This is a genomic window from Pseudonocardia kunmingensis (assembly GCF_006716445.1).
GTDB lineage: Bacteria > Actinomycetota > Actinomycetes > Mycobacteriales > Pseudonocardiaceae > Pseudonocardia > Pseudonocardia kunmingensis.
On the sequence record NZ_VFPA01000001.1, the window covers coordinates 690556 to 715204 of the forward strand.

The 24649-nt window shown below is 75.2% G+C and carries 21 protein-coding genes; 12 read left to right on the forward strand and 9 right to left on the reverse strand.

The genetic code is table 11. The features are described from left to right. Positions 1-7: 7 nt before the first annotated feature. The 3 genes from FB558_RS03275 to FB558_RS03285 all read left to right on the forward strand — a co-directional run bounded on the left by FB558_RS03275 (position 8) and on the right by FB558_RS03285 (position 2870). Positions 8-547, forward strand: a complete 540-nt coding sequence (locus tag FB558_RS03275; RefSeq protein ID WP_142047945.1) for a DUF6286 domain-containing protein — start codon at positions 8-10, stop codon at positions 545-547. Beyond that, the gene (locus tag FB558_RS03280; protein WP_246106232.1) at positions 544-1209 is read left to right on the forward strand and encodes an alkaline shock response membrane anchor protein AmaP; all 666 of its coding nucleotides are present in this window, start codon (positions 544-546) and stop codon (positions 1207-1209) included. Before FB558_RS03275 ends, FB558_RS03280 begins: the two co-directional genes overlap by 4 nt. Positions 1210-1277: 68 nt before the next feature. Then, positions 1278-2870: an alpha/beta hydrolase gene (locus tag FB558_RS03285; RefSeq protein ID WP_142047947.1), complete on the forward strand. Its 1593-nt coding sequence runs from the start codon at positions 1278-1280 to the stop codon at positions 2868-2870. Positions 2871-2969: 99 nt separating this feature from the next. On the opposite strand, the gene FB558_RS03290 is transcribed toward FB558_RS03285, so the two are convergent. Both FB558_RS03290 and FB558_RS03295 read right to left on the reverse strand, forming a co-directional pair. Continuing rightward, on the reverse strand, positions 2970-5861 hold the full coding sequence (locus tag FB558_RS03290; protein ID WP_142047949.1) for a DUF732 domain-containing protein: 2892 nt from the start codon (positions 5859-5861) through the stop codon (positions 2970-2972). 257 nt (positions 5862-6118) lie between these two features. Beyond that, on the reverse strand, positions 6119-7330 hold the full coding sequence (locus FB558_RS03295; RefSeq protein WP_142047951.1) for an ROK family transcriptional regulator: 1212 nt from the start codon (positions 7328-7330) through the stop codon (positions 6119-6121). An 80-nt stretch (positions 7331-7410) separates the two neighbouring features. Between FB558_RS03295 and FB558_RS03300 the strand changes: the two genes are divergently transcribed. Beyond that, the gene (locus FB558_RS03300) at positions 7411-9051 is read left to right on the forward strand and encodes a glycoside hydrolase family 13 protein (RefSeq protein ID WP_142047953.1); all 1641 of its coding nucleotides are present in this window, start codon (positions 7411-7413) and stop codon (positions 9049-9051) included. Positions 9052-9144: 93 nt separating this feature from the next. Here the strand turns inward: FB558_RS03300 and FB558_RS03305 are convergent, their stop codons facing one another. Further along, positions 9145-9693: a TetR/AcrR family transcriptional regulator gene (locus tag FB558_RS03305; protein WP_142047955.1), complete on the reverse strand. Its 549-nt coding sequence runs from the start codon at positions 9691-9693 to the stop codon at positions 9145-9147. Positions 9694-9787: 94 nt separating this feature from the next. Between FB558_RS03305 and FB558_RS03310 the strand changes: the two genes are divergently transcribed. After that, positions 9788-10708: a TIGR03564 family F420-dependent LLM class oxidoreductase gene (locus FB558_RS03310; protein ID WP_142047957.1), complete on the forward strand. Its 921-nt coding sequence runs from the start codon at positions 9788-9790 to the stop codon at positions 10706-10708. Here FB558_RS03310 and FB558_RS03315 read toward each other — a convergent pair. Further along, entirely contained in the window at positions 10701-11960 is a 1260-nt protein-coding gene (locus FB558_RS03315) for an aminotransferase family protein (RefSeq protein ID WP_142047959.1), read from the reverse strand. The genes FB558_RS03310 and FB558_RS03315 overlap by 8 nt on opposite strands. 21 nt (positions 11961-11981) lie before the next feature. Further along, positions 11982-12413: a DUF5709 domain-containing protein gene (locus tag FB558_RS03320; protein WP_142047961.1), complete on the reverse strand. Its 432-nt coding sequence runs from the start codon at positions 12411-12413 to the stop codon at positions 11982-11984. A 264-nt stretch (positions 12414-12677) separates the two neighbouring features. Here FB558_RS03320 and FB558_RS03325 point away from each other — a divergent pair, with 264 nt between their 5' ends. The 5 genes from FB558_RS03325 (at position 12678) to FB558_RS03345 (ending at position 18836) form a co-directional block, all read left to right on the forward strand. Continuing rightward, complete coding sequence (locus FB558_RS03325) at positions 12678-13256, forward strand: urease subunit gamma (protein WP_142047963.1); 579 nt, start codon at positions 12678-12680, stop codon at positions 13254-13256. Continuing rightward, positions 13253-14941, forward strand: coding sequence for an urease subunit alpha (locus tag FB558_RS03330; RefSeq protein ID WP_142047965.1), 1689 nt, complete (start codon positions 13253-13255; stop codon positions 14939-14941). Before FB558_RS03325 ends, FB558_RS03330 begins: the two co-directional genes overlap by 4 nt. A gap of 211 nt (positions 14942-15152) precedes the next feature. Further along, positions 15153-16610 (forward strand): GntP family permease, encoded by a 1458-nt coding sequence (locus FB558_RS03335; RefSeq protein ID WP_142047967.1) that lies wholly within the window; start codon positions 15153-15155, stop codon positions 16608-16610. Between the two features lie 40 nt (positions 16611-16650). Beyond that, positions 16651-17889, forward strand: coding sequence for a CaiB/BaiF CoA transferase family protein (locus tag FB558_RS03340; protein ID WP_142047969.1), 1239 nt, complete (start codon positions 16651-16653; stop codon positions 17887-17889). Next, positions 17886-18836 carry a beta/alpha barrel domain-containing protein gene (locus tag FB558_RS03345; RefSeq protein ID WP_142047970.1) on the forward strand — a complete coding sequence of 317 codons (951 nt, stop codon included), beginning with the start codon at positions 17886-17888 and terminating at the stop codon, positions 18834-18836. The genes FB558_RS03340 and FB558_RS03345 overlap by 4 nt, the downstream gene beginning before the upstream one ends. On the opposite strand, the gene FB558_RS03350 is transcribed toward FB558_RS03345, so the two are convergent. The 4 genes from FB558_RS03350 to FB558_RS03365 all read right to left on the reverse strand — a co-directional run bounded on the left by FB558_RS03350 (position 18802) and on the right by FB558_RS03365 (position 22547). Next, positions 18802-19587: an IclR family transcriptional regulator gene (locus tag FB558_RS03350; protein WP_142047972.1), complete on the reverse strand. Its 786-nt coding sequence runs from the start codon at positions 19585-19587 to the stop codon at positions 18802-18804. The genes FB558_RS03345 and FB558_RS03350 overlap by 35 nt on opposite strands. 92 nt (positions 19588-19679) lie before the next feature. After that, on the reverse strand, positions 19680-20486 hold the full coding sequence (locus FB558_RS03355) for an ArsR/SmtB family transcription factor (protein ID WP_142047974.1): 807 nt from the start codon (positions 20484-20486) through the stop codon (positions 19680-19682). Between the two features lie 66 nt (positions 20487-20552). Continuing rightward, complete coding sequence (locus FB558_RS03360) at positions 20553-21524, reverse strand: glycosyltransferase family 9 protein (protein WP_142047976.1); 972 nt, start codon at positions 21522-21524, stop codon at positions 20553-20555. A 177-nt stretch (positions 21525-21701) separates the two neighbouring features. Next, positions 21702-22547 (reverse strand): IclR family transcriptional regulator, encoded by an 846-nt coding sequence (locus tag FB558_RS03365; RefSeq protein WP_142047978.1) that lies wholly within the window; start codon positions 22545-22547, stop codon positions 21702-21704. Positions 22548-22631: 84 nt separating this feature from the next. Between FB558_RS03365 and FB558_RS03370 the strand changes: the two genes are divergently transcribed. Together FB558_RS03370 and FB558_RS03375 are read left to right on the forward strand one after the other, a co-directional pair. Beyond that, positions 22632-23846, forward strand: a complete 1215-nt coding sequence (locus FB558_RS03370) for a CaiB/BaiF CoA transferase family protein (RefSeq protein ID WP_142047980.1) — start codon at positions 22632-22634, stop codon at positions 23844-23846. 1 nt (position 23847) lies between these two features. Next, the gene (locus FB558_RS03375) at positions 23848-24630 is read left to right on the forward strand and encodes an enoyl-CoA hydratase-related protein (RefSeq protein WP_142047982.1); all 783 of its coding nucleotides are present in this window, start codon (positions 23848-23850) and stop codon (positions 24628-24630) included. Positions 24631-24649: the final 19 nt, after the last annotated feature.

The following is a 24649-nucleotide window of genomic DNA, read 5'->3' on the forward strand; positions in this document are numbered from 1 at the left end:
AGGAGCCGTGCGCGTCCTGCTACGGGTGCTCGCCCCGCTGCTCGGCCTCGCCGTCGCCGGGACGGGGGTGCTGCTGGTGCTCGAGGTCGTCGCCGCCTGGGTGCGCCCCGACACCACGCGCGGCCTCGTGGTGCCCTGGCCGGACTGGTACTCCTCGCTCGGGGCGACCACCTGGACCGACACGCCGGTCGCGGGCGTCGCGATCGGCCTCGCGGTCCTCGGGCTGCTGCTGGTGCTCGTCGGACTGCTGGCCCGGCGCGCCGACATCGCGGTCGACGGGCCGGCCCCCGAGATCACGGTCACGACGTCGCCGCGCGTGCTCGCCCGCCTCGTAGGGCGCCGCGTGCGCTCCACCGACGACGTCGCGGCCGCGTCGGTCACCGCGTCCGCGCGCAAGGTGCGGGTGGCCGCGCAGGCCTGGAACGACGCGGGCCCCGAGCTGCGCGACTCCGTCCGCGGCCGCGTCGACGAGCTGCTCGACGAGCTGCCCCTGCACCGCCGCCCCCGGGTCGCCGTGTCGGTGCAGGACCGGGAGGGACCCCGATGACCGCCGACCTGCGCAAGGCCGACCTGCAGAAGAGCACCGCGCCGGGCGTCCGTCCGGCCACGTTGCGCCGCAGGGCCCACGCGGCGATCGCCCGCTCGGCCGCGGGCGACCGCTCGCTCGCCGTGCTGATCGGCACGCTGCTGCTCGTCGCGGGCACCCTGGTCGCGCTGCTGTCCTACGGCGTGTTCGGCGCCGCCCGCGCCGGGCGGCCGCTGCTGGACCCGATGATCCTCGAGGTGCTGCGCACCCAGCAGTTCGCGGCGCGCCTGGTGGCCGTCGCCGTCGGGCTGCTGCTCGTGGTGCTCGGGCTGCTGTGGGCGGCCCGGTCCCTGCGCCCGGAACCGCGGCCCGACCTCGTGCTCGACGGGGGCCAGGACACGTCGATCGTCGTCAACGCGGCCGCCGCGGCCGACGCGGTCGCGATGCAGGCCGGGGAGCTGCCGGGCGTGGGCCGGGTCCGGGCGCGGCTGGTCGGCACCGAGGCCGCGCCCGCGCTGCGCGTCACGCTGTGGCTGGCCGACGACGCCGACGTCCGCGACGTGCTGGCCCGCCTTGACGGCGAGGTCCTCGCCACCGCGCGCAGCTCGCTCGGCCTCACCGCGCTGCCCGCCGCCGTCCGGCTCGAGCTGGACTCCGCCCCCGCGGGGCCACGCGTCGCCTGACCCGTTCACGGGCGCCACACCGGCGGTGCGGCAGGCTGGTCGGTGGACCAGCACGACCGGGAGGGCACGTGGCACGACCACCGCGTCATGCGGTCACGGGTGCCCTGCCCCGCCTGACCGCGTTCCTGTGCCTGGCCGCGCTGCTCGCGGGCTGCACCGTCGGGCCCTCGCAGCGGCCACCGGTGGCGGTGCTCGGCGAGAACGTGCCCGCGGCCCCGCCGACGCCACCCGCCCCCACCCCGGCACCGGCGCTGCCCGCCCCCGAGCCGCAGCAGGCGAGCATCCCGTTCTTCGAGTGCACCGAGGACACCCTCGTCACCCTCGTCGAGCCGGTACCCGCCGACCGCAACCTGCAGGTGGACTGCGGCGAGCTCACCGTCCCCGCCGACCCCGACCAGCCCGGCCTCGGCGCGGTCACCCTCAACGTGATCCGCGTCGGCACGGCCGGAGCGCCCGAGGACCGGCCCCCGCTGCTCGTGCTCGGCGACAGCACCCAGGAGCCGTCCACCCGCCACGCCGCGATCCTGGGCGGGCAGGTCGACCCCGCCCTGCTGGAGCGCTACACGCTGATCGGCCTCGACCGCCGGGGCGCGGGGCTGGACATCCTCGACTGCGCCCCCGACGACGCCCGCGCCGCCCTCGTCGACGCCGACCTCACCGCCACCAGCGACGCCCAGCTCGCGCTGCTGCTCGAACGCGCCCGCGCCGTCGTGCAGGAGTGCAACCTCACCCTCGACAGCGGGCTCGGCAGCTACCGCACGGCCGCGAGCGCGGCCGACGTCGAACTGCTGCGCGCGGCGCTCGGGGTGGACCGGCTGTCAGCCGTCGGAGTGGGCGACGGGGCCGCGGCGCTGGCCTCCTGGGCCCGGACCTCGCCGGGCTCGGTCGGGCGGCTGGTGCTCGACGGCCCCCCGCACCCCGCCCTGGACGAGCCCGACATCACCGACGCGCGCGCAGGCGCCGCCGAGGCCGCGCTGGGCGCGTTCGGCGTCGCGTGCACGGCGACACCCGGCTGCCCCCTGGGCGCCGATCCCCGGGCCACCGTCACGGCGTTGCTCGAACAGCTCGAGCGCCAACCCCTCCTCGCCGCCGACGGGCGCAGGCTCACCGCGGGCGCCACCGTCACCGCACTGCTCGCCGGACTGGGCGAGCCCCGTCGGTGGCCCGGGCTCGCGGCGGCCCTGGCCGCGGCGGGCGCGGGTGACCCGCTCCCCCTCCTCACGATCCTGGAACCGCTGACCGGCCCGCGCGGGCTGTTCGACGGCATGCTCGCCACCAGCTGCAACGACAGCCAGCGCCGGCTCGCCCCGGGCGAGATCGCCGACATCGCCGAACGCTGGGACACCGCCTACCCGGTGTTCGGCAGCACGTTCGCCATGCGGCTGCTGGCCTGCGCGCCCTGGCCGACGGGACGCGCCGCGCCCGTCGTCGGGCAGGCCGAGGGCGCGCCCCCGATCCTCGTCATCGGCACCGCCGCCGACCCCCGCGGCGCCCTCGACGGATCGCGCCGCACCGCCGACTCCCTGGCCACCGCCCGCTTCCTCGGCTGGCAGGGCGCCGGCACCGGCGCCTACCCGCGCACCTCCTGCGTGCGGCGGATGGTGGACGCGATGCTGGTGGAGGGTCTGGTGCCGGAGTCCGGCACCCTCTGCCCGCCCTGACGACCGGCGGCGGGCGCGAGGCTCCCACCGGACGAACGGCACTCTCGTCGGTACCTAGCCGACGAAAGTGCCGTTCGTCATGCGAATCCCGTCAGCGCACTAGCAGTAGTGCTCCTGGGCGAGCTCGACGACGTCGCCGGCCTGGTTCCGGTCCACGTCCGGCAGGACGGCCGGCACCGAGCGCTCGAGCTGGGTCTCGTCGGCGCCCTGGTCCAGTTGCGAGCAGATCGCCGCGGCCGCCTCCGTCTCGGCCTGACCGCTGCGGCTGGTCGGGACGTCGGCGTCGCGGAGGGCCGTGAGGTAGGCGATGGCCTCCGCGCTCTCCGGGTCGATCCCCGGCTGCGCCACGGCGGGCGGTTCGACCGGCGGGGGCACGGCCGCCGCCGTCACGGCGGCGGGCGCCGGGTCCGCGCCGGTGGCCGTCAGGGTCGCGACGACCCCGGCCACGGCGAGCACGACGGCCACCGCGCCACCCGCGAGCACGGACCGGCGGCTCAGCCATCCGCGGCGCGGGGCGGCGTCGGTCTCCTCTCCGCCACCGGGCTCGGCGCGACCGGTGTCCCGCGCGTGCTCGGCGTCGACCTCGTCCTCGCGAGCGTCCGCCTCGGCGGGCAGCGGTGGCGCGACCGTCGTGGCCTCCGCGGCCGAAGGCGGCTCCGGCGGGCGGGCGCGACCCGGTGCACGCAGGGCGCGCAGCCCCGACATCACCTCGGTGACCTCGGCGTCACCCTCGTCACGCGGGCTGCCGGCGCGGTGGGCGGCCCGGCCGCGCGGCGCCCCGGGCGGGGAGCCGTCGTCCGGCCGCGCACCGCGAGGCGGTGGCCCGGCCAGGCGCACCGGCGGCCGCGCGGCCTGCGGACGAACGGGGGCCGCCACCAGCGGGACCGCCTGTGTCGGCGACTCGGCCGGGTCCGGACCGGCCGGCCCGGGGCCCGCCGGGGCGGGGCCGGAGGGATCAGGGCCCTCGAGATCGGGACCCTCGAGATCGGGACCGGCGAGATCGGGGCCCGCCAGATCGGATCCGGCGGGGTCGGGCCCGGCGACGTCCCCCGGGCCGACCTGTCGGTCCGCCGGGTCCGCACCGCCCGCGTCGGCGATCGCGCGCGCTTCCGCCGCGGCTGCGGCCTCGGCGTCCTCCGCCGCCCGCGCCGCCGCCTCCGCGGCCGCCTCGGCCTCGTCCGCCGCCCGTGCCGCCGCCGCGATGGCCGCGGACGCGCGTTCCGCCGCGGCCGCCGCGGCGGCTTCGGCTGCCGCGGCCGCCTGCTCGGTGGCGCGACGGCGGGCGCGGTACTCCTCCAGCCGAGGCGTGGAACCGCCGGTCTCGGGCCCTCGCGCCACCGCCGGCAGATCACGGTCCCGGGACTCGGCACCGCCGTCCCTGGGCACGACGTCGAGCACGGTGGTCGGGTCGGGACCCAGGTCGTCGGGAGCGTCGAGGGCCTCGGAGCCGCCGCTCCCGTGCGGAACCCGGCGGGCCGGACCCCATGCAGGGGTGCCACCGCTCGGGCGCCGCTCGACGGTCACCTCTCCGAACGGAGCACGCACGTCCAACCCGCCGCCCAGCCCGTCGCGCCGGGAGGCGGCGGGACCGTCGCGCCGGTCGAACCGCGTGTGTTCGCGGGGCACGTCGGCCTGCGAGCCGAAGCCGAGCGGATCGCGATCACGCGGGTCCCGGTCGGGCAGGACCCGGTCGGCCGGACCACGGTCCGGGCCCCCCGGCGCGTGCCCGTTGGTGCGCCCGTACCACGGGTCCCAGTCACGGAGGTCCCGCTCACGAAGATCCCGGTCACGCAGGTCCCGCTCACGCGGGTCCCAGTCACGAAGGTCCCGCTCACGAACTTCCCGATCACGCGGGTCCCAGTCACGCAAGTCCCGGTCACGAACGTCCCGGTCACGAACGTCCGGGTCACGCAAGTCCGGCTCACGAACGTCCGGGTCGCGCGGGTCGCGCGGGTCGCGGTGACCGTCGTCGAGGTCCCGGTCGTGCAGGTCGGAGTCGTGCAGGTCGGAGTCGTCCAGGTCGGAGTCCCGCGGGCTCGGGCCGAAGGCGCGGACGCCGTCCTCGTCCGGCGCCGCACGCCCGGACAGGCTGCTGCCGAGGAGGTCGGTGCCGCGATGGTCGGCGCCGCGATGGTCGGTGGCACGGGTGCCGAGGAGGTCGAGGCCACGCGCGGCGGCGGTCCAGGCCTCGTCGTCCCATGCGTCGTCGTCGCGTCGACCCGCATCGTGCGGACCGTCCCCGTTCCGCCGGTCGGCGTCACGCGCGTCCGCCGCCCGCATGTCCGCACCGTCCGGGGAGCCGTCATCCAGGGAGTCGTCATCCGGGGACACGTCACCAGGAGGCGTGTCGCCCGGGTCCCCGATCCGCGGCTCCCCGTCCTGCGGGTCGGCGGCACCTCGGTCCTCGTCCCGCAGGTCGCCGTCCGGCCCGTGGACCTCCGGCCTGCCGCGGTCGGGCTCGTCGCCGTCCGGGCCCCCGAGGCCGCGGGAGTCCCGGTCCTCCGCCCCGCGCTCCGGGTCCTCGGCACGCTCGTCGTTCCCGCTGCCCTCGAGCAGGCCGGCGGCAACCCCGGGGACCCAGCCGGTGGACGCGTGGCCGGCGCCGTCGTCCGGGTCGGGGCCCGCGGCGCCGTTGCGGGTGCCGGCGACGAGGTCGTCGAAGATCGTGAACCCCGGGCGGGTGGGCGATGCGGCGCCGGACGCGGCCTCGGGCACGGTGCTCACCGCGTCGTCGGGGTCCGGGGCCGCGACGTCCCGCTCACCGGGCTCGGGCCGGCGGTCCGGGCCCCACAGTTCGGGGATGTCGTGCGCCGCGGGCGGTTCACCCCATCCCCAGTCGAAGACCTGCTCGTCCGCGGCCAGCAGCCGGTCCACGAGCGACCGGTCGTCGGTCGTGGGCCGCTCCGTCCGCTCGGGCCTGCGACCCCCCGGGTCGTCGGCCACGGCGTGCCGGGCTGCACCGTCACGCCCACCCACCGCCTCACCGGCCATCGCGCGCTCCCGTCGTCCGAGACATCGTCGACACTCATCGGGCTGCCGTGACCTGTACAACGAGCAGGTGTCGACGAGGGAGCGGTCAGACGCGTCACGGCGCCCGCGTGAGTGAGTTCGCTCACAGCACGTCTTCCGCAGGTCCGGTTTCCGGCCCCCGCCGGAGCCGCCCGGTACCCCGGTCGGGTCGGTCCCCGCCGCCGGCTGCCCCGTTCGGTAGCAGAGAATACACCCGTCCGGGTCACGGGTCCGCGGCCTCACCCGCGGACCGGCAACGCGATCTCCAGGGCGTGCCTGCGGACGTGGTCGAGCGCGGCCTTGACCGCGCCGAGCGCCACGATCTCACCGCCGAGCCGGGAGGCGAGCACCCGTGGCCTGGCGTCGTCGAAGTAGAGGGGCAGTTCGCGGGTGACGATGTCGACGATCGGCCCGCACGAGTCCGCCACCCCGCCCGCGATCACGACCTGCTCGGTGTCCACGATGCTCGCGACCGTGGCGACGACGCGCGCCATCCGCTGCCCCACGCGCCCGACCACGGCGGCGGCGAGCGGGTCGCCGTCCCGGGCGGCGGCGAAGACGGCCTCCGCGTCGACGGCCGCCGGGTCGAGGGCACCCAGCACCGACCCGGCGCCGCCCGGGCCGGCCAACGCGGCCCGCGCGCCGTCGCGCGCGAGTGCCGCGATGCCGGCCGCCGAGCCGACGCCCTCGACGAGGCCCAGGTAGCGCATCTCCCCCGCACCGCCGTGCGCCCCGCGCAGCAGCCGCCCGTCGTCGACGATGCCGGCACCGAGCCGCTCCCCCGCGAGCAGCGTCACGTGGCTGCGCACACCCCTCCCGTGCCCGCGCCACCCCTCGGCGAGCGCGGCGAGGTTGGCGTCGTTGTCGACGAGCACCGTCCACCCGTGGCGCCCGGCGAGGTGCTCGGCGAGCGCGGGGTTCATGCGGTCCCAGTACTCGTTGCCGCCGAACGCGGTACGGCTCGCGCCGGCGACCGGCGCCGGGACGCCGACGGTGACCGCGAGGACGGCGGGCGCGGGGGCCGGCACCGCGGCCAGCGCCTCGAGGACGGTCCGGGAGACGATCTCCTGCCGCTCGGTGGACCGGGACCGGCCGCCCCCCGTCCCGCGGGTGGCGCGACCGCGCACGTCGCCGCGCAGGTCGGTGACGGTGGCGCTCACGCGGTGCTGCCCCGCGTCCACCCCGACGACGACGCCGGCGCGGGGCGCGAACGCGTAGCGCCGGGCCGGCCTCCCCTTCCGGTAGCCGCCGTGCTCGCGCTGGTTCGCGACCTCGTGCACCCAGCCGCGCGCGATGAGCTCCTCGCAGACGTCGTGCACGGTGGCGCGGGAGAGCCCGGTGGCCGCGATCAGGTCCGACCCGGTGACCGCGTCGGCGTCCCACACGTGCTCGAGGACCACCCGCGCGTTGGCCTCGCGCACCCATCGCGACGACGTGGGGATCGCCTCCATGCGCTCCTTGACCTCCTCCCGGCGACCGGCCTAGCTTAAGACCAGAGAGTTTATTTAATCGCTACACAAAAGGAGGGCTCGTGTCGGAACTGCGCGCGACGGACGAGGCGTCGTGGTGGCGGCAGGCGGTCGTGTACCAGATCTACCCGCGCAGCTTCGCGGACGCGAACGGCGACGGCATCGGTGACCTGCGCGGGATCACCAGCCGCGTGGACCACCTGCGCGACCTCGGGGTCGACGCGGTGTGGCTCTCCCCCTTCTACCCGTCCGCGCTCGCCGACGGCGGCTACGACGTCGACGACCACCGCGACGTCGACCCGAAGATCGGCACGCTCGCGGAGTTCGACGACATGGTCGCCGCGCTGAAGGCGGCCGGCATCCGGCTGATCGTCGACATCGTTCCCAACCACACGTCGAACCGGCACGTCTGGTTCCGCGAGGCCCTGGCCGCCGCGCCCGGCTCGCCCGCGCGCGACCGCTACGTGTTCCGCCGCGGCGAGGGCCCGGACGGCGAACGGCCGCCGAGCGACTGGATCGCGAACTTCGGCGGCTCGGCCTGGGAGCCGGTCGGCGACGGGCAGTGGTACCTGCACATGTTCGCGCCCGAGCAGCCCGACCTGAACTGGCAGAACCCGGAGGTGCGGGCCGACTTCCTGGAGACGCTGCGGTTCTGGGCCGACCGCGGGGTCGACGGTTTCCGGGTGGACGTCGCCCACGGGCTCGCGAAGGACCTCACGCCGCCGCTGCCCAGCCAGGCGGAACTGGACGCCGAGGACCTGCCCCACGGCATGCACCGCCTGGAGGACCGCGACGAGGTCCACGAGATCTACGAGGAGTGGCGCGAGGTCTTCGACTCCTACGACCCGCCCCGCACCGCCGTGGCCGAGGCGTGGGTCGACTCCGCGCCACGCCGCGCCCGCTACGCGTCCCCCGAGGGGCTCGGGCAGGCCTTCAACTTCGACCTCCTGCTCGCCGCGTGGGACGCGGCGGAGTTCCGCGAGGTGATCGAGGAGAACCTGGCGCTGTCGCGCACCTCCGGGACGTCGTCCACGTGGGTGTTCTCCAACCACGACGTGGTGCGCCACGCCACGCGTTACGCCCTGCCTGCCGGCACGGACCTCAAGGCGTGGCTGCGCAGCGACGGCACCGACCCGAAGCCGGACGCCGAGGCCGGGCTGCGCCGTGCCCGGGCGGCCACCCTGCTCGCGCTCGCGCTGCCCGGCTCCACCTACGTCTACCAGGGCGAGGAGCTGGGCCTGCCCGAGGTCGCCGACCTGCCGCCGGATGTGCTGCAGGACCCGACGTGGGTCCGCTCGGGGGGCACGAGGAAGGGCCGGGACGGCTGCCGCGTGCCGCTGCCCTGGACCGCGACCGGCCCGTCGCTGGGCTTCGGTCCGGGCCCCGCGCACCTGCCCCAGCCCGCCGGCTTCGCGGAGCTGTCGGTGGAGCGCCAGCGCGCGGACGAGGAGTCGACGCTCGCCTTCTACACCCGCGCGCTCGCCGAGCGCCGCCGGCTGCAGACGGCCGAGAGCCTCGAGTGGGCGCCGGACGCCCCGGCCGACGTCGTCCGCTTCTCCCGGCCCGGAGGCTGGATCTCGATCACCAACTTCGGCACGGACCCGGTGCCGCTGCCCGCCGGGCGGGTGGTGGTGGCGAGCGCGCCCCTGCCGGACGGGCAGTTGCCGGGCGACACGACGGCCTGGCTCGAGCCCGAGGCCTGAGCACCGCCGGCACACCGACTTCCGCGCCGGCACACCGACTGCAGTCGGTGTGCCGGCGCCACTATCGGTGTGCGAGGCCTCGCACGGCGCTCGTCAGCCCACGTCCGCTCGGTGCGGCGGCTGGGGACGCAGGCCGTCGAGCATCACCGTGGTGACCGGGTCGCCGGGCGTCGCCCCCGGCCGGCAGGCCACCACGCTGAACAGCGCGAGGATGTCCGCTGTCGTGAGGTCGGCGCGGATGCTGCCCTCGGCGCGCCCCCGTCCGATCACCTGTGTGAGCAGGGCGTCGCTCTCCGCGGCGAGCGCCTCGAGCCGGTCCGAGGACGGCAGCTCCTCGGTGATCTTCTTGGCGAGCGCGAGCGGGAGGCCCGCGGCGTGGTGGGTGATGTCGCGCAGCACCTCCCACGCACTCGCCCCACCCCCGGCGGCACCCCGGACGAACTCCACGAGCTCGGCGGCCGCGTCCGCGGCGATCTCACCCGCCAGCGCACGGCGGTCCGGGAAGTGGCGGTAGAGCGTCCCGACACCGAGCCCGGCGGATCGGGCGATGTCCTCCATCGAGGCGGCCGGCCCGCACGCGGCGAACCGCTCCAGCGCGGCGGCGACGATCCGCTCGCGGTTGCGGCGCGCGTCCGCTCGCATCGCCGCCTCCTCACCCACATCCGGAACCCGATCTTCATGATAACCTCGACCGGAAATCGGAACTCGAGATTCACCTTCCGGATAGGGGACCAGGATGTTGATCGGAACGGCGGCCTTCGGGCCCGGCCTCGGCCTCGACGCGCTGCTCGCGCAGGTCAGGGCGGCCGAGGCCGCGGGGCTCGACAGCGTGTACCTCACGCAGCAGACGTCCTGGGACGCGCTGACGCTGGTGGCACTGGCGGGCCGCGAGGTGCCGCGCATCGGCCTGGGCACGGCGGTCGTGCGCACCTACCCGGTGCACCCGCTGGCCATGGCCGGTCAGGCGCTCACCGCCCAGGCGGCCACGGGCGGCCGGCTCACGCTGGGCCTGGGCCCCAGCCACCGGCAGATCATCGAGGGCCAGTACGGGATGTCCTTCGACCGCCCGGCCCGGCACGTCCGCGAGTACCTGGAGGCACTGGGGCCGCTGCTGCGCGGCGAGACCGTGCAGTACCGGGGCGAGACGCTCGCCGCGGCCGGGTCCGTCGACGTCCCCGACGCACCGCCGCCGTCGATCCTGCTGTCCGCCCTCGGCCCGGTGATGCTGCGCATCGCAGGCGAGCTGACCGACGGCACCGTCACGGCGTGGGCCGGCCCCGAGGTCGTCGCCGAACGGATCGTGCCCGCCCTCACGCGCTCCGCGGAGGCGGCGGGCAGGCCCGCGCCGCGGGTCCTCGCCACCGTGATGGCGGCTGTGACGTCCCGGCCCGCGCAGCTGCGCGAGGAGCTCGGCGCCGTGTTCGGTGCCGCAGGCGAGATGGACAGCTACCGGCGCCTGCTCGACCTGCAGGGCCTGGCCGGACCGCAGGACACCGTCGTCGCGGGCGACGAGGCCGCCCTCGATGCGGAGATCCGGCGGTTCGCCGACGCCGGGGTGACCGAGCTGCTCGTGCTCGCCGTCGGCGACGAGCACGAGCAGGCCCGCACCCGCGCACTGCTGGCCGACCTGGTGGGCCGCCGGGTCGCCGTCAGCTGACCGCGTCCAGCCCGCCGCGCAGCGCGTCGACCAGCAGTTCGACGTGCTCGTCGGTCATGGTGAGGGGCGGCGAGACCGCGATCGCGGAGATCATCGGCCGCACCAGGACGCCGCGGTCGCGCGCGGCGCGGGCCACGGCGGCGGGCAGCGCGGGATCGGCGGCCAGTCGCTGCGGGTCGAGCTCGATCGCCGCGAGCGCGCCCGTGCCGCCGCGGGCCTCGACGACGAGCGGGTGGTCGGCGAGCGAGCGCACCGCCGCGTGCAGGGAGCCCTCGAGCGCGTCGGCCCGCTTGAGCAGCCCCTCGTTCTCCAGGACGTCGAGGTTCGCCAGCGCCGCGGCGCAGGCCGTGGGGTGCCCGGCGTAGGTCGGCCCGTGGCGGAACGCCGGTGCCCCGTCCGCGAAGAACGGCGCCGCCACCCGCTCGTGCGCCACGACGCCGCCCAGCGGCACGTACCCGCTGGTGACGCCCTTGGCGAAGGTGATCAGGTCGGGCTCGACGCCGAAGCGGTCCAGCCCGAACCAGTCACCGAGGCGCCCGAACCCGCAGATCACGCTGTCGGCCACGAACAGCACCCCGTGCCGGGTGCAGATCTCCCGGACGCGCTCGACGTAGCCCGGCGGCGGGGGCAGCACCCCGCCGGCCCCGATCACCGGCTCGGCGAAGAACGCCGCCACCCGCTCCGGGCCGATCCGCTCGAACTCGGCCTCCAGCGCAGCCGGGTCGTCCCACTCCACCTGCACCACGTCCGGGACGAACGGCGCCGCCAGCCGGTTCGCCGGCATCCCGCCCAGCGCCGTGCCGAACCCGTGCGTGCCGTGGTAGGCGTGCCGGCGGCTCACCAGCACCGTGCGCTCGGGCTGCCCGGTGCGGGCGAAGTACTCCCGGGCGATCTTGGCCGCGGTGTCGATCGCCTCACCACCACCGCTGACCAGGAACACCTTGGCGCCGGGCACCGGCGCGAGCGCGGCGAGCCTGCGGGTCAGCTCCAGCGCCGGGGGGTTCGCGACGTCGGCGAAGGTCTGGTAGGTCGCGAGCTCGCGCATCTGCGCGGCGACGGCGTCGGCGATCTCGGCCCGCCCGTGCCCGGCGTTGACGCACCACAGGCTCGCGGTCGCGTCCAGGTAGCGGTGCCCGGCGTCGTCCCAGAGCCAGACGTCCTCGCCCCGGGCGACCACGAACTCGGAGCGGCGCACCGCTCCCATCGCCGCGAAGGGGTGCCAGAAGGAGGTATCGGTGACGGCAGCGTCCATGACGGCGACGGTACCCATCGCTCAGTCGTCGTCCAGCCCGTTCCGTTCTGTCACAAGGTGCACCGCGGCCTCCTCGGCGGAGGCGGCGCCGCCGTCGATGCCGGCGTCGCGCGCGAACAGCTCGTCGCCGTACGCGCCGTCCGCCGCGACCAGCCGCCCCGCGCGGACGTCGCCGACCTCGTCGTCGCGCAGCTCGCCGTCGGTGTCGGAGGTGTCGCCGAGCCCGTCGCCGTCCCACACCACGCCGTCGGGCAGCTCGCGGGCCAGCCGCGCCTCGAGGGACTCGCCGCCGGCCTCCTCCCGGGCCGTGGTGCCCCAGCCCGTGACCGCCCAGGGGCGTTCCGGCGGTGACCAGCCCTCGTCCAGGACGTCGCGCACGCCGCGGTCGTCCAGGCTGTCCTCCGGTTCGAGGACACCGGATTCGTCCTCGTCGGACCGGTTCTCGGGATCCATGCGGGCCACCCTGGCACGGCCGCTCCCGGCGGGCCAGGCCGTGTCCCGTGGATCTCGGGCGCCGGGATTCGTGATCCACATCGCTCCTGGCGAGGCGGACGCCCGAGCCGTTGTACGCGCATACCCGGTCGGGCCGACGACGCAGCCAGGAGCGATGTGGGCGCGAACACCGCGGTCGAGATCCGCGGGACACGGCCTGGCGCCCCGGCTTTCCCGCTCCGCTCCCGCCGTTCATGCTGTAGAGATGTCGATCCCCGAGCGGCCATGCACCTGACGCCCCGCGAACACGAGCGGCTCCTGCTCGCGGCGGGCGCCGACCTGGCGCGGCGCCGGCTCGCGCGCGGCGCCCGCCTCGGCGCGCCGGACGCCGTCGCGCTGGTCTGCGACGAGATCTGCGAGCTGGCCTGGGACGGCGTGCCCTACGAGGAGGTCGTGAGCCGCGCCCGGAAGGTGGTCTCGCCCGGGCAGCTCGTCGACGGCGTTGCCTCGGCGGTGCCCGCGCTGCAGGTGGAGGCGCTGTTCCCGCACGGCAGCGTGCTCGTGCACGTCGACGCGCCGTTCGGGGAACCTCCCCTGGAAGGACCGGGCTCGGTCCGCACCGGTCACGGCGGCGTCGAGCTGGCGCCCGGCCGCGAGCGGGCCACCGCGCTGCTGCGCAACACCGGGGAGCTGCCGATCTGGGTGTCCTCGCACGTGCCGCTCGACCAGCTCAACCCCGCCGTCCAGGTGGAGGTCCCCGGCGAGGGCCGGTTCCGCCTCGACGTGCCCGCAGGCACCGCGCTGCGGGTGGAGCCGGGCGCCGAGCGCCAGGTGGAGGTCGTGCGGATCGGAGGAGGGGCATGACGATCGTCGACCGCGGGACCTACGCCCGCGTCTACGGCCCGACCACGGGCGACCGGATCCGGCTCGCCGACACCGGGCTGTGGGTCGAGGTCGAGGCCGACGACACCGAACCCGGCGAGGAGCTGCTCGGCGGCTGCGGCAAGACCGCCCGGCACGGCGCGCTGGTGTCGAGCTCGGCCGACCGCGCGAGCGCGCTGGACATGGTGGTGCTCGGCGTCGTGCTGCTGGACCCGGTGCTCGGCATCCGCAAGACCAACATCGGCATCAAGGACGGCCGCGTCGTCGGCGTCGGTCGCGCGGGCAACCCGGACGTGCTCGACGGCGTGCAGCTCGAGGTCGACGCGCACACCGCCATGATCACCGGCGAGGGCCTGATCGCCACGCCCGGCATCGTCGACTCGCACGTGCACCTGTCCAACGCCGACCTCGCCGCCGCGGCCCTGTCGGCGGGCGTCACGACGATCGTCGGGATGGGCATCGGCGGGGTCTGGGACGTCGGCGCGAACCCGGCCCACAACCTGCATTCGCTCATCGCCGGGTGGGCGGACGTGCCGATCAACGCCGCGTTCCTGGCCCGCGGCTCGTCCACGTCGCCCGCGCTGCTCGAGCAGGCGGTGCTGTCCGGCTGCGGCGGGTTCAAGGTGCACGAGGACTGGGGCGCCACGCCGGGCGTCATCGACACCTGCCTCGGCGTGGCGGAGGCCGCGGACCTGCCGGTGGCGCTGCACACCGACACGCTCAACGAGTCCGGCTACCTGGCCGACACCCTCGACGCCGTGGGCGGGCGCACCGTGCACGCCTACCACGTGGAGGGCGGCGGCGGGCACCCCGACCTGCTCTCGATCGTCTCGCGGGAGAACGTGCTCACCAGCTCGACCACGCCCACGCTGCCGCTCACCACCTCGACGGTGGCGGAGCTGGGCCCGATGACGCTCACCGTGCACCGCGGGCACGCCCTGCTGCCCAGCGACACCGCGATCGCGGCGAGCCGGATCCGGGAGCACGCGATCGCCGGCGAGAACCACCTGCACGACCTGGGCGCGATCAGCATCGTCAACTCCGACGCGCTGGGCATGGGCCGCATCGCCGAGAGCGCGCGGCGCACCTGGCAGCTGGCCTCCGTGCAGGCCGCGCTGGCCGGCGAGACCGGCCCGGACGTCGCCAACAACGCCCGCGTGCTGCGCTACCTGGCCAAGCTGACGGCCAACCCGGCCGTCGCGCACGGGATCGCGGGGCAGGTCGGGTCGCTGCTGCCCGGGCGCCTGGCCGACATCGTGCTGTGGAACCCGGCCTGGTTCGGCGCCCAGCCGGAGCTGGTGATCAAGTCCGGCTTCGTGGCGTGGGGCGCCGCGGGCTCGGGCTCGGGCTCCACCCGGCTCACCCAGCCGCGCCGGATGCGCGCGTTCTACGGCGGGCACGGGGCGGCACCGGCCCGGCTGGCGCACGTGTTCGTCGCGGGCGCCTGCCTGGACGACGCCGAGGCGCGGGCCGCGCTGCCCGCCGGGCGCACCTACTCCCCCATCGCCGGCAGCCGTGGCCTCGGTTGCGCGGACATGCTGCACAACACCGCCACACCGGAGGTCGAGGTGGCGCCCGAGCCGGTGCCGGTGCGCGTGGACGGGCGGGAGATCCCGCTGCACCGCGCGGCGACGCTACCCCTCACGCAGCTGCACCACCTCGGCTGACCGGACGAACGGCACCTTCGTCGGCTAGGTACCGACGAAAGTGCCGTTCGTCGCGGGACCAAGAGCGGAAGCGGCGGCGTGCGCAGCTCACATTGCTCACATCATGAAGGTGTGTTCGTATGGTGAGCAACCTGGGCTCGACCGGCCTTCGCCGGGAGCCGTCGACACCTCGCTCGCTCACCGCCGAGCGCCCGAAGAGGGGAACGCGCCGTTGTCCGACACCGCGATATTGATCAATACGGGCGTCGCCGTGCTGGCGGTGGTCCTGCTGATCGTCCGCTTCAAGCTCAACCCCGTCGTCGCCCTCGTGCTGGGGTCGGCCTACCTGGGGCTCAGCACCGGGCTGGGCGTCGACGGCACCGTCGAGGCGATCACCGGCGGCTTCGGCGACATCATGGCCGAGGTCGGACTCCTGATCGCTTTCGGCGTGCTGACCGGCGCGATCCTGCAGGAGATCGGCGCCATCGAACGCCTGGTCGCGACGCTGCTGCGCGTGTTCGGGCCGAAGCGGATGCCCTATGCCATGTCCGTCACGATCGCGACCGCACTCCAGTCGATCTACCTCGACGTGCTGCTCGTGATCTCCGCCCCGCTCGCCCGCAACCTCGCGCCGCGGCTCGGCCGGCTCGGCACCGCGCGCATGGCGACCGCGCTGGCCATCGGCCTCGAGTGCGGGATCGTGCTGATGGTCCCCGGCGTCGGCACGCTCGCGCTGGCCGGGCTGCTCGGCGTCCCGCTCGGCCGGATGCTGCTCTTCGGCCTGCTCCTGGTGGTGCCGACGGTGATCATCGCCGTGGCGATCATGTCCTTCCTCTTCCGGAAGGGCTGGTGGGACCCCGCCAAGGACGAGGGCCGCATCGACGCGGCGGGCCCGGCCGGCGACGACGCGACCCCCGGGAACCCCGGGCCGCGCGGGGACGCGGAGCCGTCCCCGTCCGCCCCGGACGGCGCCTCCGAGCAGGGCCGTGTCGCGGCGACCGCCACCGGGACCGTGGTGGACCCGCGCCCGGTCCGGGATCCGCACCACGTCAAGCTGATCGTCCTGTTCGCGCCGCTGCTCGGCGCGCTGCTGCTCATCGCGGCCGGCGCGGTGCTCGACATCACCGGCTTCCAGAACCCGGTGGTCGACTTCCTGTCGCAGCCCGTGGTCGCCCTGCTGGCGGGGATGGTCGGCACCAGCCTCGTCGGGCGCTACACGGCCGGGCGCAGGCGCGTCGAGCGCGCCATCGCCACCGGCTTCCGCGAGAGCGGCCAGATCCTCATCCTCACCGCCGTCGGCGGTTCGCTCGCCGCCACCATCGACAAGGCGGGCCTCGGCGACATCCTCGGCCACTACTTCACCGCGCAGACCGCGGCGCCACTGCTGATGGTGTGGGTCATCGCCGCGGTCCTGCACATCGCCGTCGGCTCGGTGACGATCTCGGCCATCACCGCGGCCGGCATCCTCGCCCCGATCGCGCCCGTCATCGGCCTCGACCCGGTGCTGATCGCGCTGGCCGCGGGCGCCGGGTCGCTCTTCGCCGTGCACGTCACGAGCAACACGTTCTGGCTGCTCCAGTCGCTCATGGGCCAGACCACCCGGGGCACCCTGAAGAGCTGCTCGGTGGGCGTCTCGGTCGCCTCCGTGGTCGCGATCCTGCTGATCCTGCCGCTGAGCCTCGTCGTGTAGCGGCGCACCCGCAGTCGTCGAAGATCCAGGAAGGACGGAAGTGGACGAAGGCCCGATCCAGCCCCTGCACGGAGTGCGGGTGCTCGAGCTCGGCAACTACATCGCCGCACCGACGGCCGGGCGGCTGCTCGCCGACTTCGGCGCCGAGGTGATCAAGGTCGAGCGCCCCGGCACCGGCGACGAGCTGCGCGGCTGGCGGCTGTACAGCGGGTCGACCTCGATGCTCTACCGCACGATCAACCGCGGGAAGAAGTCCATCACCCTCGACCTGCGCTCGCCCGAGGGCCGCGACGCGGCGCTCGACCTCGTGCGGCACTGCGACGTCCTGCTGGAGAACTTCCGCCCGGGCACCCTCGAGAAGTGGGGCCTCGGGCCCGAGGTGCTCGACGCGGCCAACCCGGAGCTCGTCATCGTGCGGGTCTCGGCGTTCGGGCAGACCGGACCGCTGGCCCAGCGGCCGGGGTTCGCCGCGGTCGCCGAGGCCGTCGGCGGGCTGCGCGAGCTCGTCGGCGACCCGGACCGGCCGCCGTCGCGGGTCGGGGTGTCGATCGGGGACTCGATCGCCGGGCTCTACGCGGGCTTCGGCGCGGTGATGGGGCTCTTCCAGCGCGAGGCCCGCCGCGGCGGCACCGCGGGGGCACCCGCGCTCGCCGAGCGGGTCGTCGACGTCGCGCTCAACGAGGCGATCCTGTCGATGATGGAGTCGCTGGTCCCCGACCACCTCGCCCACGGCGTGCACCGCACGCGCTCCGGGGGCCGGATGGAGGGGATCGCGCCCTCCAACGCCTACCCGTGCGCGGACGGCACGAGCGTGATCATCGCCGGCAACGCGGACGGCATCTTCCGCCGCCTGAGCGCGGTGATCGGGCGGCCGGAGCTGGCCGAGGACCCCGACCTCGCCACGAACGCTGGCCGCTGGGCCCAGCGCGACCGCCTCGACGAGGCGATCGGGGCCTGGACCGCGTCGCTGCCCCGCCCGGAGGTGCTCGCCGCCCTCGACGCGGCCGGGGTGCCCGCGGGCCCCGTGTACACGGCGGCCGACATCGTGGCCGACGAGCAGTACCGGGCCCGCAACATGATCCAGTACCTGCCGGTCGACACCGGCGACGGCGAGCCGCGCGAGGTCGGCTTCCCGGGGGTCGTCCCGGTGATCGGCGGCGCGTCGCTGCCGGTGCGCAGCGTCGGCCCGGACCTCGGCGAGCACACCGCCGAGGTGCTCGGGGAGCTGCTGGGAATGGACGAGGAAGCGATCACGACGGCGAGCGGGGTGCGGGCATGACGGTGGAGCTGCGGGACGTCACGCTGCGGGACGGGTTGCAGCTCACGGGGAAGGTGCTGCCGACGGTGCGGAAGGTGCGCCTCGCCCGCGCGCTGCTGCGCCTCGGCGTCCCGAGCCTGGAGATCGGCTCGATGGCCCGCCCCGACCTGGTGCCGCCGATGAGCGGCACGCTGGACGTGATCGCGGCGCTGACCCCGGAGGAGCTCGAGCGCTGCTGGGTCTGGGTGGCCACCCCGAGGCACGTGGAGCGGGCGCTCGACGCGGGAGCGCGCAACGTCCAGTACTGCTTCTCCGCCTCCGACGCGCACAACCGGGCCAACATCGGCCGGAGCACCGAGGCGAGCCTCGACGCGATGCCGGCAGCGGTCGAGCTGGCGCGCGCGGCGGGCGGGCGGATCCAGCTGTGCATCGCCACCTCGTTCACCTGCCCGTTCGACGGACCGGTGCCGCCGGAGCGGGTGCTCGCGATCGCGAACGACGCGCGCACCGCGGGCGCCGATGACGTCGTCGTCTGCGACACCCTCGGCCAGGCCGCACCCGGGGAGGTCGCGGACCTGGTCGCGCGCGTCCGCGCCGAGACCCCGCCGCGGCGCATCGTCTTCCACGGCCACGACACCTGGGGGCAGGGCGTCGCCAACAGCCTCGCCGCGGCGGCCGCGGGCGCGGACGTCGTCGACGGGTGCCTCGGCGGGCTCGGCGGCTGCCCGTTCGCGCCCGGCGCGAGCGGCAACACCGCCACCGAGGACCTCCTGTTCGGCACCCGGCCGGAGTGGCTCACCCCCGACCGGCTGGCCCGGCTCGTCGAGCTGGGCGAGGACCTGCTCGCCGAACTGGGTGAGCCGAACCGGTCGAAGGCCGCGCAGGGCGCGCGGTCGAAGGCCACCGCCTTCCCGTGGACGATCGCCGCCGGCGCTACAACGGGAAGCGACCGCCCAGCGTCCGCGTGAGCTGCTCGGCCGCCCCGACGAGCAGGTCGACCCACTCCTCGCAGCGGGCCCGGGGCATCCGGATCGTGGGCCCGCTGACCGCGATCGCCCCGACGAGCTCGGTGGCCGAGTCGAAGACGGGCGCGGCGAGCCCGGACGACCCGTCCTCGCGCTCGGCCGTGGTGATCGCGTACCCGTCCTTGCGGGTCTGCGCGACCAGCTCGCGCAGCACCTCCGGGTCGGTGACCGTCGTGCCCGTGATCGGTTCCAGCGGGCGCGACAGCGTGCGCTCGGCCAGCCCGTCGTCCCAGGCCAGGAGCACGCGCCCGGCCGAGCCCGCGTGCAGCGGGAGGAGCTTGCCCACGTACATGTCGCGCCGCAGGGCGTGGCGCGTCTCCGCCATCGCGACGCAGACGCGGTAGCCCTGCTCCTCCCGGAAGAAGCACGCGGTCTCCCCGGTGGCGTCGCGCACCTCGCGCAGCACCGGGTTGACGATCGTGAGCACGTCCACGCCCTTGCGGGCGGCGGCCGCCCAGTAGGCCATGCGCAGCCCCACCCGGATCTGGTCACCGGTGCGGTCCAGCAGCCCCTGCGCCACCATGTTCGTCACCAGCCGCTGCACGGTGGACGTCGGCAGGCCGGTGGCCTGCTGGATCTCGCCGAGCGTGAGCGAGGGGCGGGCGAGCGAGAACGCGTCGAGGATCTCGGTGATCTTCCCCAGCACGAGCAGGGGCTTCTGGGACGCCGAGGTGGCGCCGTCGTCCGCCGGCATGGCGCCGAACCTAACAGCCACCTCGAGGTCGAGACCTGCGGTTGATCAGCCCTGCCGCGCGACCGGTCGGGAGGACGCTCGTCGCGCCGATGTCACCCGCTCCAGGCCGCGGCCGGCACCGCGGGCAGCGTGTCGCCGGTCTCCAGCAGGGTCTTGAGGTCGGAGAGCAGGTGCGGCCAGCCACCGCTGACCATCTCGCGCATCGTGCTGCCCTCGGGGAAGCCGTCGTGCACGACCGTGAGCTTGACGATCTCACCCAGCGGCTCGATCTCGAACGTCACCGTCGACCGGTCCTCGGCGGCGAGCGTGGCGCGCACGTCGTCGCCGATGCCGGCGGCCGCCGCCCACTCGGGTGTGGGGGTGTGCCAGGTGTAGGCGAGCCTGCGGTGCGGCTCGGCCTGCAGCACGACCTGCTCGGGGTCGGCCGTGCGCCGTCCGTTCTCCTCCCAGACCATGGGCGACCCCGGCGTCCAGTCGGTCTCGAAGGCGACGCCCCAGTACCGGCGCGTGAACGCCGGCTCGGTGAGCGCCTGCCACAGCTTCTCGGGCGTGGTCCGGATGAAGGTCGTGTACACGAAGGCCGGTGCGTCCATCGATGACTCCAACGCGTTCTTGAGGTCGGCGAGTGCCTCCACCCGCCTGCGGTCGTACTGGTGGATCCAGCGGTCGGCGATCGCGTGGATCGGCGCGGCGTTGAGGTAGTGCAGCTTGTCCCGCCCACGGCGCACCGCGGTGACGAGGTTCGCCTCCTCCAGCACCGCGAGGTGCTTGCTCACCGACTGGCGGGCCATGTCCAGGCCGGCGCACAGCTCGCGCAGCCGCTGCCCGTTGCGGGAGTTGAGGCTGTCGAGCAGCCGGCGCCGGCTCGGATCCGCCAGCGCCCTGAAGACCTCGTCCATGCCGCCGTCCCGATCGACCAATACGCAGCCTCTTGGCTGCATGTTGAACGATAGGCAGCCAAGCGGCTACCTGTCAATCCCGTCCGCAACGCCGCACCGGGGCGACCGGGCGGGCACCACGAGCACCTCCCCGACCGCGTCGAGCACGTCCGCCACCGTGACACCCAGCAGCGCCGGATCGGGGTCAGCGGCGAACGGGTCGCCGCGGCGGCGCTCCGCGACGGTGAGCGCCCGGTGCGGCCCGCTCCCCGGCGGACCCCACTCCTCGATCGGCGCCGGGCCGAACAGGACCACCGACGGCGTCCGGTAGGCCGACGCCAGGTGCGCCACCCCGGTGTCGCCCGCGACGAGCAGGCGGGCGCCGGCGACCAGGGCCGCGAGCTCGGACAGGCCCGTGCACCCGGCCAGCACGTCGGAGGCCGGCAGGCCGGCCCGCTCCGCCACGGTGAGCGCCCTGGGACGCTGCGCCGCCGACCCGGTGACGACGACCCGGTGCCCGTCCACCCGCAACCGGGCGGCCACCGCGGCGAACCGCTCAAGCGGCCACTCCTTCGCCCCGTACCCGGCCCCGACGTGCACGACCGTGGCGGCGGGCACGGGCGCCTGGAGCGGCGGCGGGCGCAGCAGCAGGTCGTCCGGGTCGGCGGGGATGCCGTGGGCCACCAGCAGCTCGCACCAGCGCCCGCGCTCGTGGCCGCCGTCGGGCCACGCCGGCCCCGGCCGTCCCGGCGCCGCATAGCCGAGGTGGCGCCGCGGGACCAGCGCGGCGAGCGCCGCGGCGCTCCCGGCCCCGGCGCCGTGCAGGTCCACCGCGACGTCGGGACGCAGCGGGGCGGTCAGCGGGGCGAGGCCACGGGTCGCGCGGAACCGGTCGATGCCCCCGATCAGCTCGGCGAGCGGCTCCAGCCACGCGTGCGACACGAGGGTGATCTCGTGGTCGGCGAAGTGCCGCCGCAGGGCCCGCAGCGCCGGGACCACGACGAGCAGGTCACCGAGGTTCAGCGCGCGCAGCGCCACCAGGCGCCGGGGACGGCTCATGGGGCCGCCGTACCCCGGCCACCGCGCCCCACGCAGCGGACGGCACCGCATCCGCCGTCCGGGCGACGGCGCAGGGCGTCGCACACCGACAATGGCGCTCCCGCACCGACTGCAGTCGGTGTGCGGGTGCAGCGATCGGTGTGCGAGCTCGGAAGGGAGCAGGTCGGCGCACGGCCGTCAGCCTTCGGCGGACCCGGTGTCGCCGGGCCGGCGCGCCGCCTCCAGCGTGCGTGCCACGACCTCGTCGGTGGCGCCGAGCGTCTCCGAGACCTGCCACGCCACCTCCCGCAGGCGCTCGCCGAGCTGGGCGGCGCGCCGATCGTCCATCCGCACCTCCGGGACCGAGGTGCCCACCGCACCGACCACGCCGGTGTGGTCGAACAGGGGCGCGGCCACCGCGCGGATGCCCACGACGCGCTCGGCGCGCGACTCGCTGAAGCCGCGCTGCCGGATGAGCCCGAGCTGGGCGCGCAGCTCGTCGGGATCGGTGACGGTGCCCGGCGCCACCGGCGGGACCGGCCGCCGCAGCCACCACTCCTGCCGCTCGACCGGCAGCATGGCGAGGATCGCCTTGCCGGGGGCGCCGAGCGGGAGGTCGATGGGCACGCCGATGTCGGTGTAGGTGCGGCGCAGGACCTGGCGGCTCTCCACCTGGTCGAGGACGACGCGCTCGCCGCTGGGCAACAGCTCGTGTACCGCCACCGTCTCGTCGATCTCGTCGCGCAGGGCGTGCAGCACCGGCAGGGCCGCGTCGCGCAGCGTGGTGGGCACCGCACCGCTGCGGGCGAGCTGGACCAGCAGCGGCCCGAGCCCGTAGCGGCGGTCGGCGGTCTGGCGCACCAGGCGGTTGGTCTGCATCGCCACCAGCAGCCGGTGGGTGGTGCTGGTGGACAGGCCCGTCATCCGGGCGATCTCGCTGATCCCCAGGTCAGGACGTCGCGCGTCGAAGCAACGCAGGATCGCCACCGCGCGGTCGACGGCCTGCACGCCGGTGCGGGCACCCCGCTCATCTGTGATCGACATCTCTCGTTTCCTTGACCTGGGTCACAACGGATCCTAATCTTCCCGTTCAACGGGATGTTATCCCGTATCACGGGAAGGCAGGCGATGCTCCCTCTCGACGGCTTCCGCGTCCTCGATCTCACCCGCTTCCTCTCCGGGCCCTACGCGACGATGGTGCTTGCCGAGCTCGGTGCCGACGTGATCAAGGTCGAGCAGCCGCAGACCGGCGACGACTCGCGACGGCTCGCGCCGAAGGTCAACGGCGAGAGCTATCCCTTCGCGATGCCCAACCGCAGCAAGCGCAGCATCTCCCTGGACCTCAAGACCGACCGCGGCCGCGAGCTGTTCCTGCACCTCGCCCGCGAGGCCGACCTCGTGATCGAGAACTTCCGGCCCGGCGTCGTCCGCAGGCTCGGCATCGACTACGAGGCCGTGCGCGCCGTGCGTCCCGACGTCCTGTACTGCGCGATCAGCGGCTTCGGGCAGACCGGCCCGTACCGCGACCGGCCGGGGTTCGACATCATGGCCCAGGGCGCCATCGGGCTCATGCGGATGACCGGGGAGCCGGGCGGGCGGCCGGCGAAGGTCGGCATCGCGATCAACGACATCGCCGCGGGCGCCACCGCGATCTACTCGATCCTCGCCGCGCAGATCCAGCGCTCCCGCACCGGCGAGGGCCAGTACATGGACATCTCCCTCGTCGACGCCGGGCTCGCGTGGACGGTCTGGGAGTCGGGGGCCTTCTTCGGCGCCGGCGAGGTCCCGCAGCAGACGGGCACCCGGCACCGCCGTTCGACGCCCTACCAGGCCTACCGCACCGCCGACGGCTACGTCACGATCGGCGCCAACAACGACCGGCTGTGGGCGCGGCTCGTCACCGACGTGCTGGACCGGCCCGACTGGCTCACCGATCCGCGTTTCGCGACGCTCCCCGACCGGATGGACCACATCGACGAGCTCGAGGTGGAGATCGAGCGCCTCACCACCACCCGCGGCACCGACGAGTGGATCAAGCTGCTGGACCGCGCCGGCGTACCGGGCGGGCCGGTCCTGACCTACGACGAGGCGCTGGCCGACCAGCACGTCGTCGCCCGCGGGATGGTCACCGAGCTGGAGCACCCGCTGATCGGGGCGATGCGCACGATCGCGCCGCCCACGAAGTTCTCCGGGCTCGACCAGCGCGTCCGCTCCCCCGCCCCGTGGCTCGGCCAGCACACCGCGCAGCTGCTGCGCGAGTCCGGCGTCGACGACGCGGAGCTGGCGCAGCTGTTCGCCACCGGCGTCGCCTACGACGCCCACCCCGACCACGAGAGGGACTGAGATGTCCGACCAGATCCTGGTGGAACAGGTCGGCGCGGTGGCCACCGTCGTGCTGAACCGGCCGCAGAGCCACAACGCGATCACCATCGACATGTACCGGTCGCTGCCGGAGGTCCTCGGCGGGCTGGACGCCGACCGCGCGGTGAAGGTCGTCGTGCTGCGCGGCGCCGGGCAGAAGGCCTTCGCGTCGGGTGCGGACATCAGCGAGTTCGAGCGCGAGCGCGGCGACGCCGAGAGCGCCCGCGGCTACAACGAGCACGTCGCCGCGGCCGAGCACGCGCTCGCCGCAATGACCAAGCCGACCGTCGCGATGGTGCACGGGTACTGCATCGGGGGCGGCGCCGGTCTCGCACTCGCCTGCGACCTGCGCTTCGCCGACGAGCGGGCGCGCTTCGCGATCACCCCGTCCAAGCTGGGGCTCGTCTACGGCCTCGCGTCGACCAAGCGCGTCGTCGACCTCGTCGGCCCGTCGCGGGCGACCTGGATCCTCGTCTCCGGCCAGCAGATCCCGGCCGAGCGGGCGTGCGCCCTCGGCCTGTTCGACGAGGTGCTGCCCACCGACGAGCTCGCCGCGCACACCTACGGGTTCGCCGACCTGGTGAGCACGCGCGCGCAGTTCAGCGTGCGCGGTGGCAAGGAGATGGTCCGCCGCGTCGTGGCCGGCCAGCTCACCGACGACGAGGAGACGCGGCGCATCCGCAACTCCTCCTTCGACACCCCCGACTACGCCGAGGGCGTGCGCGCGTTCCTCGAGAAGCGCCCACCCCGATTCACCTGGTCCTGAACCGCCCCGCACGTACCCG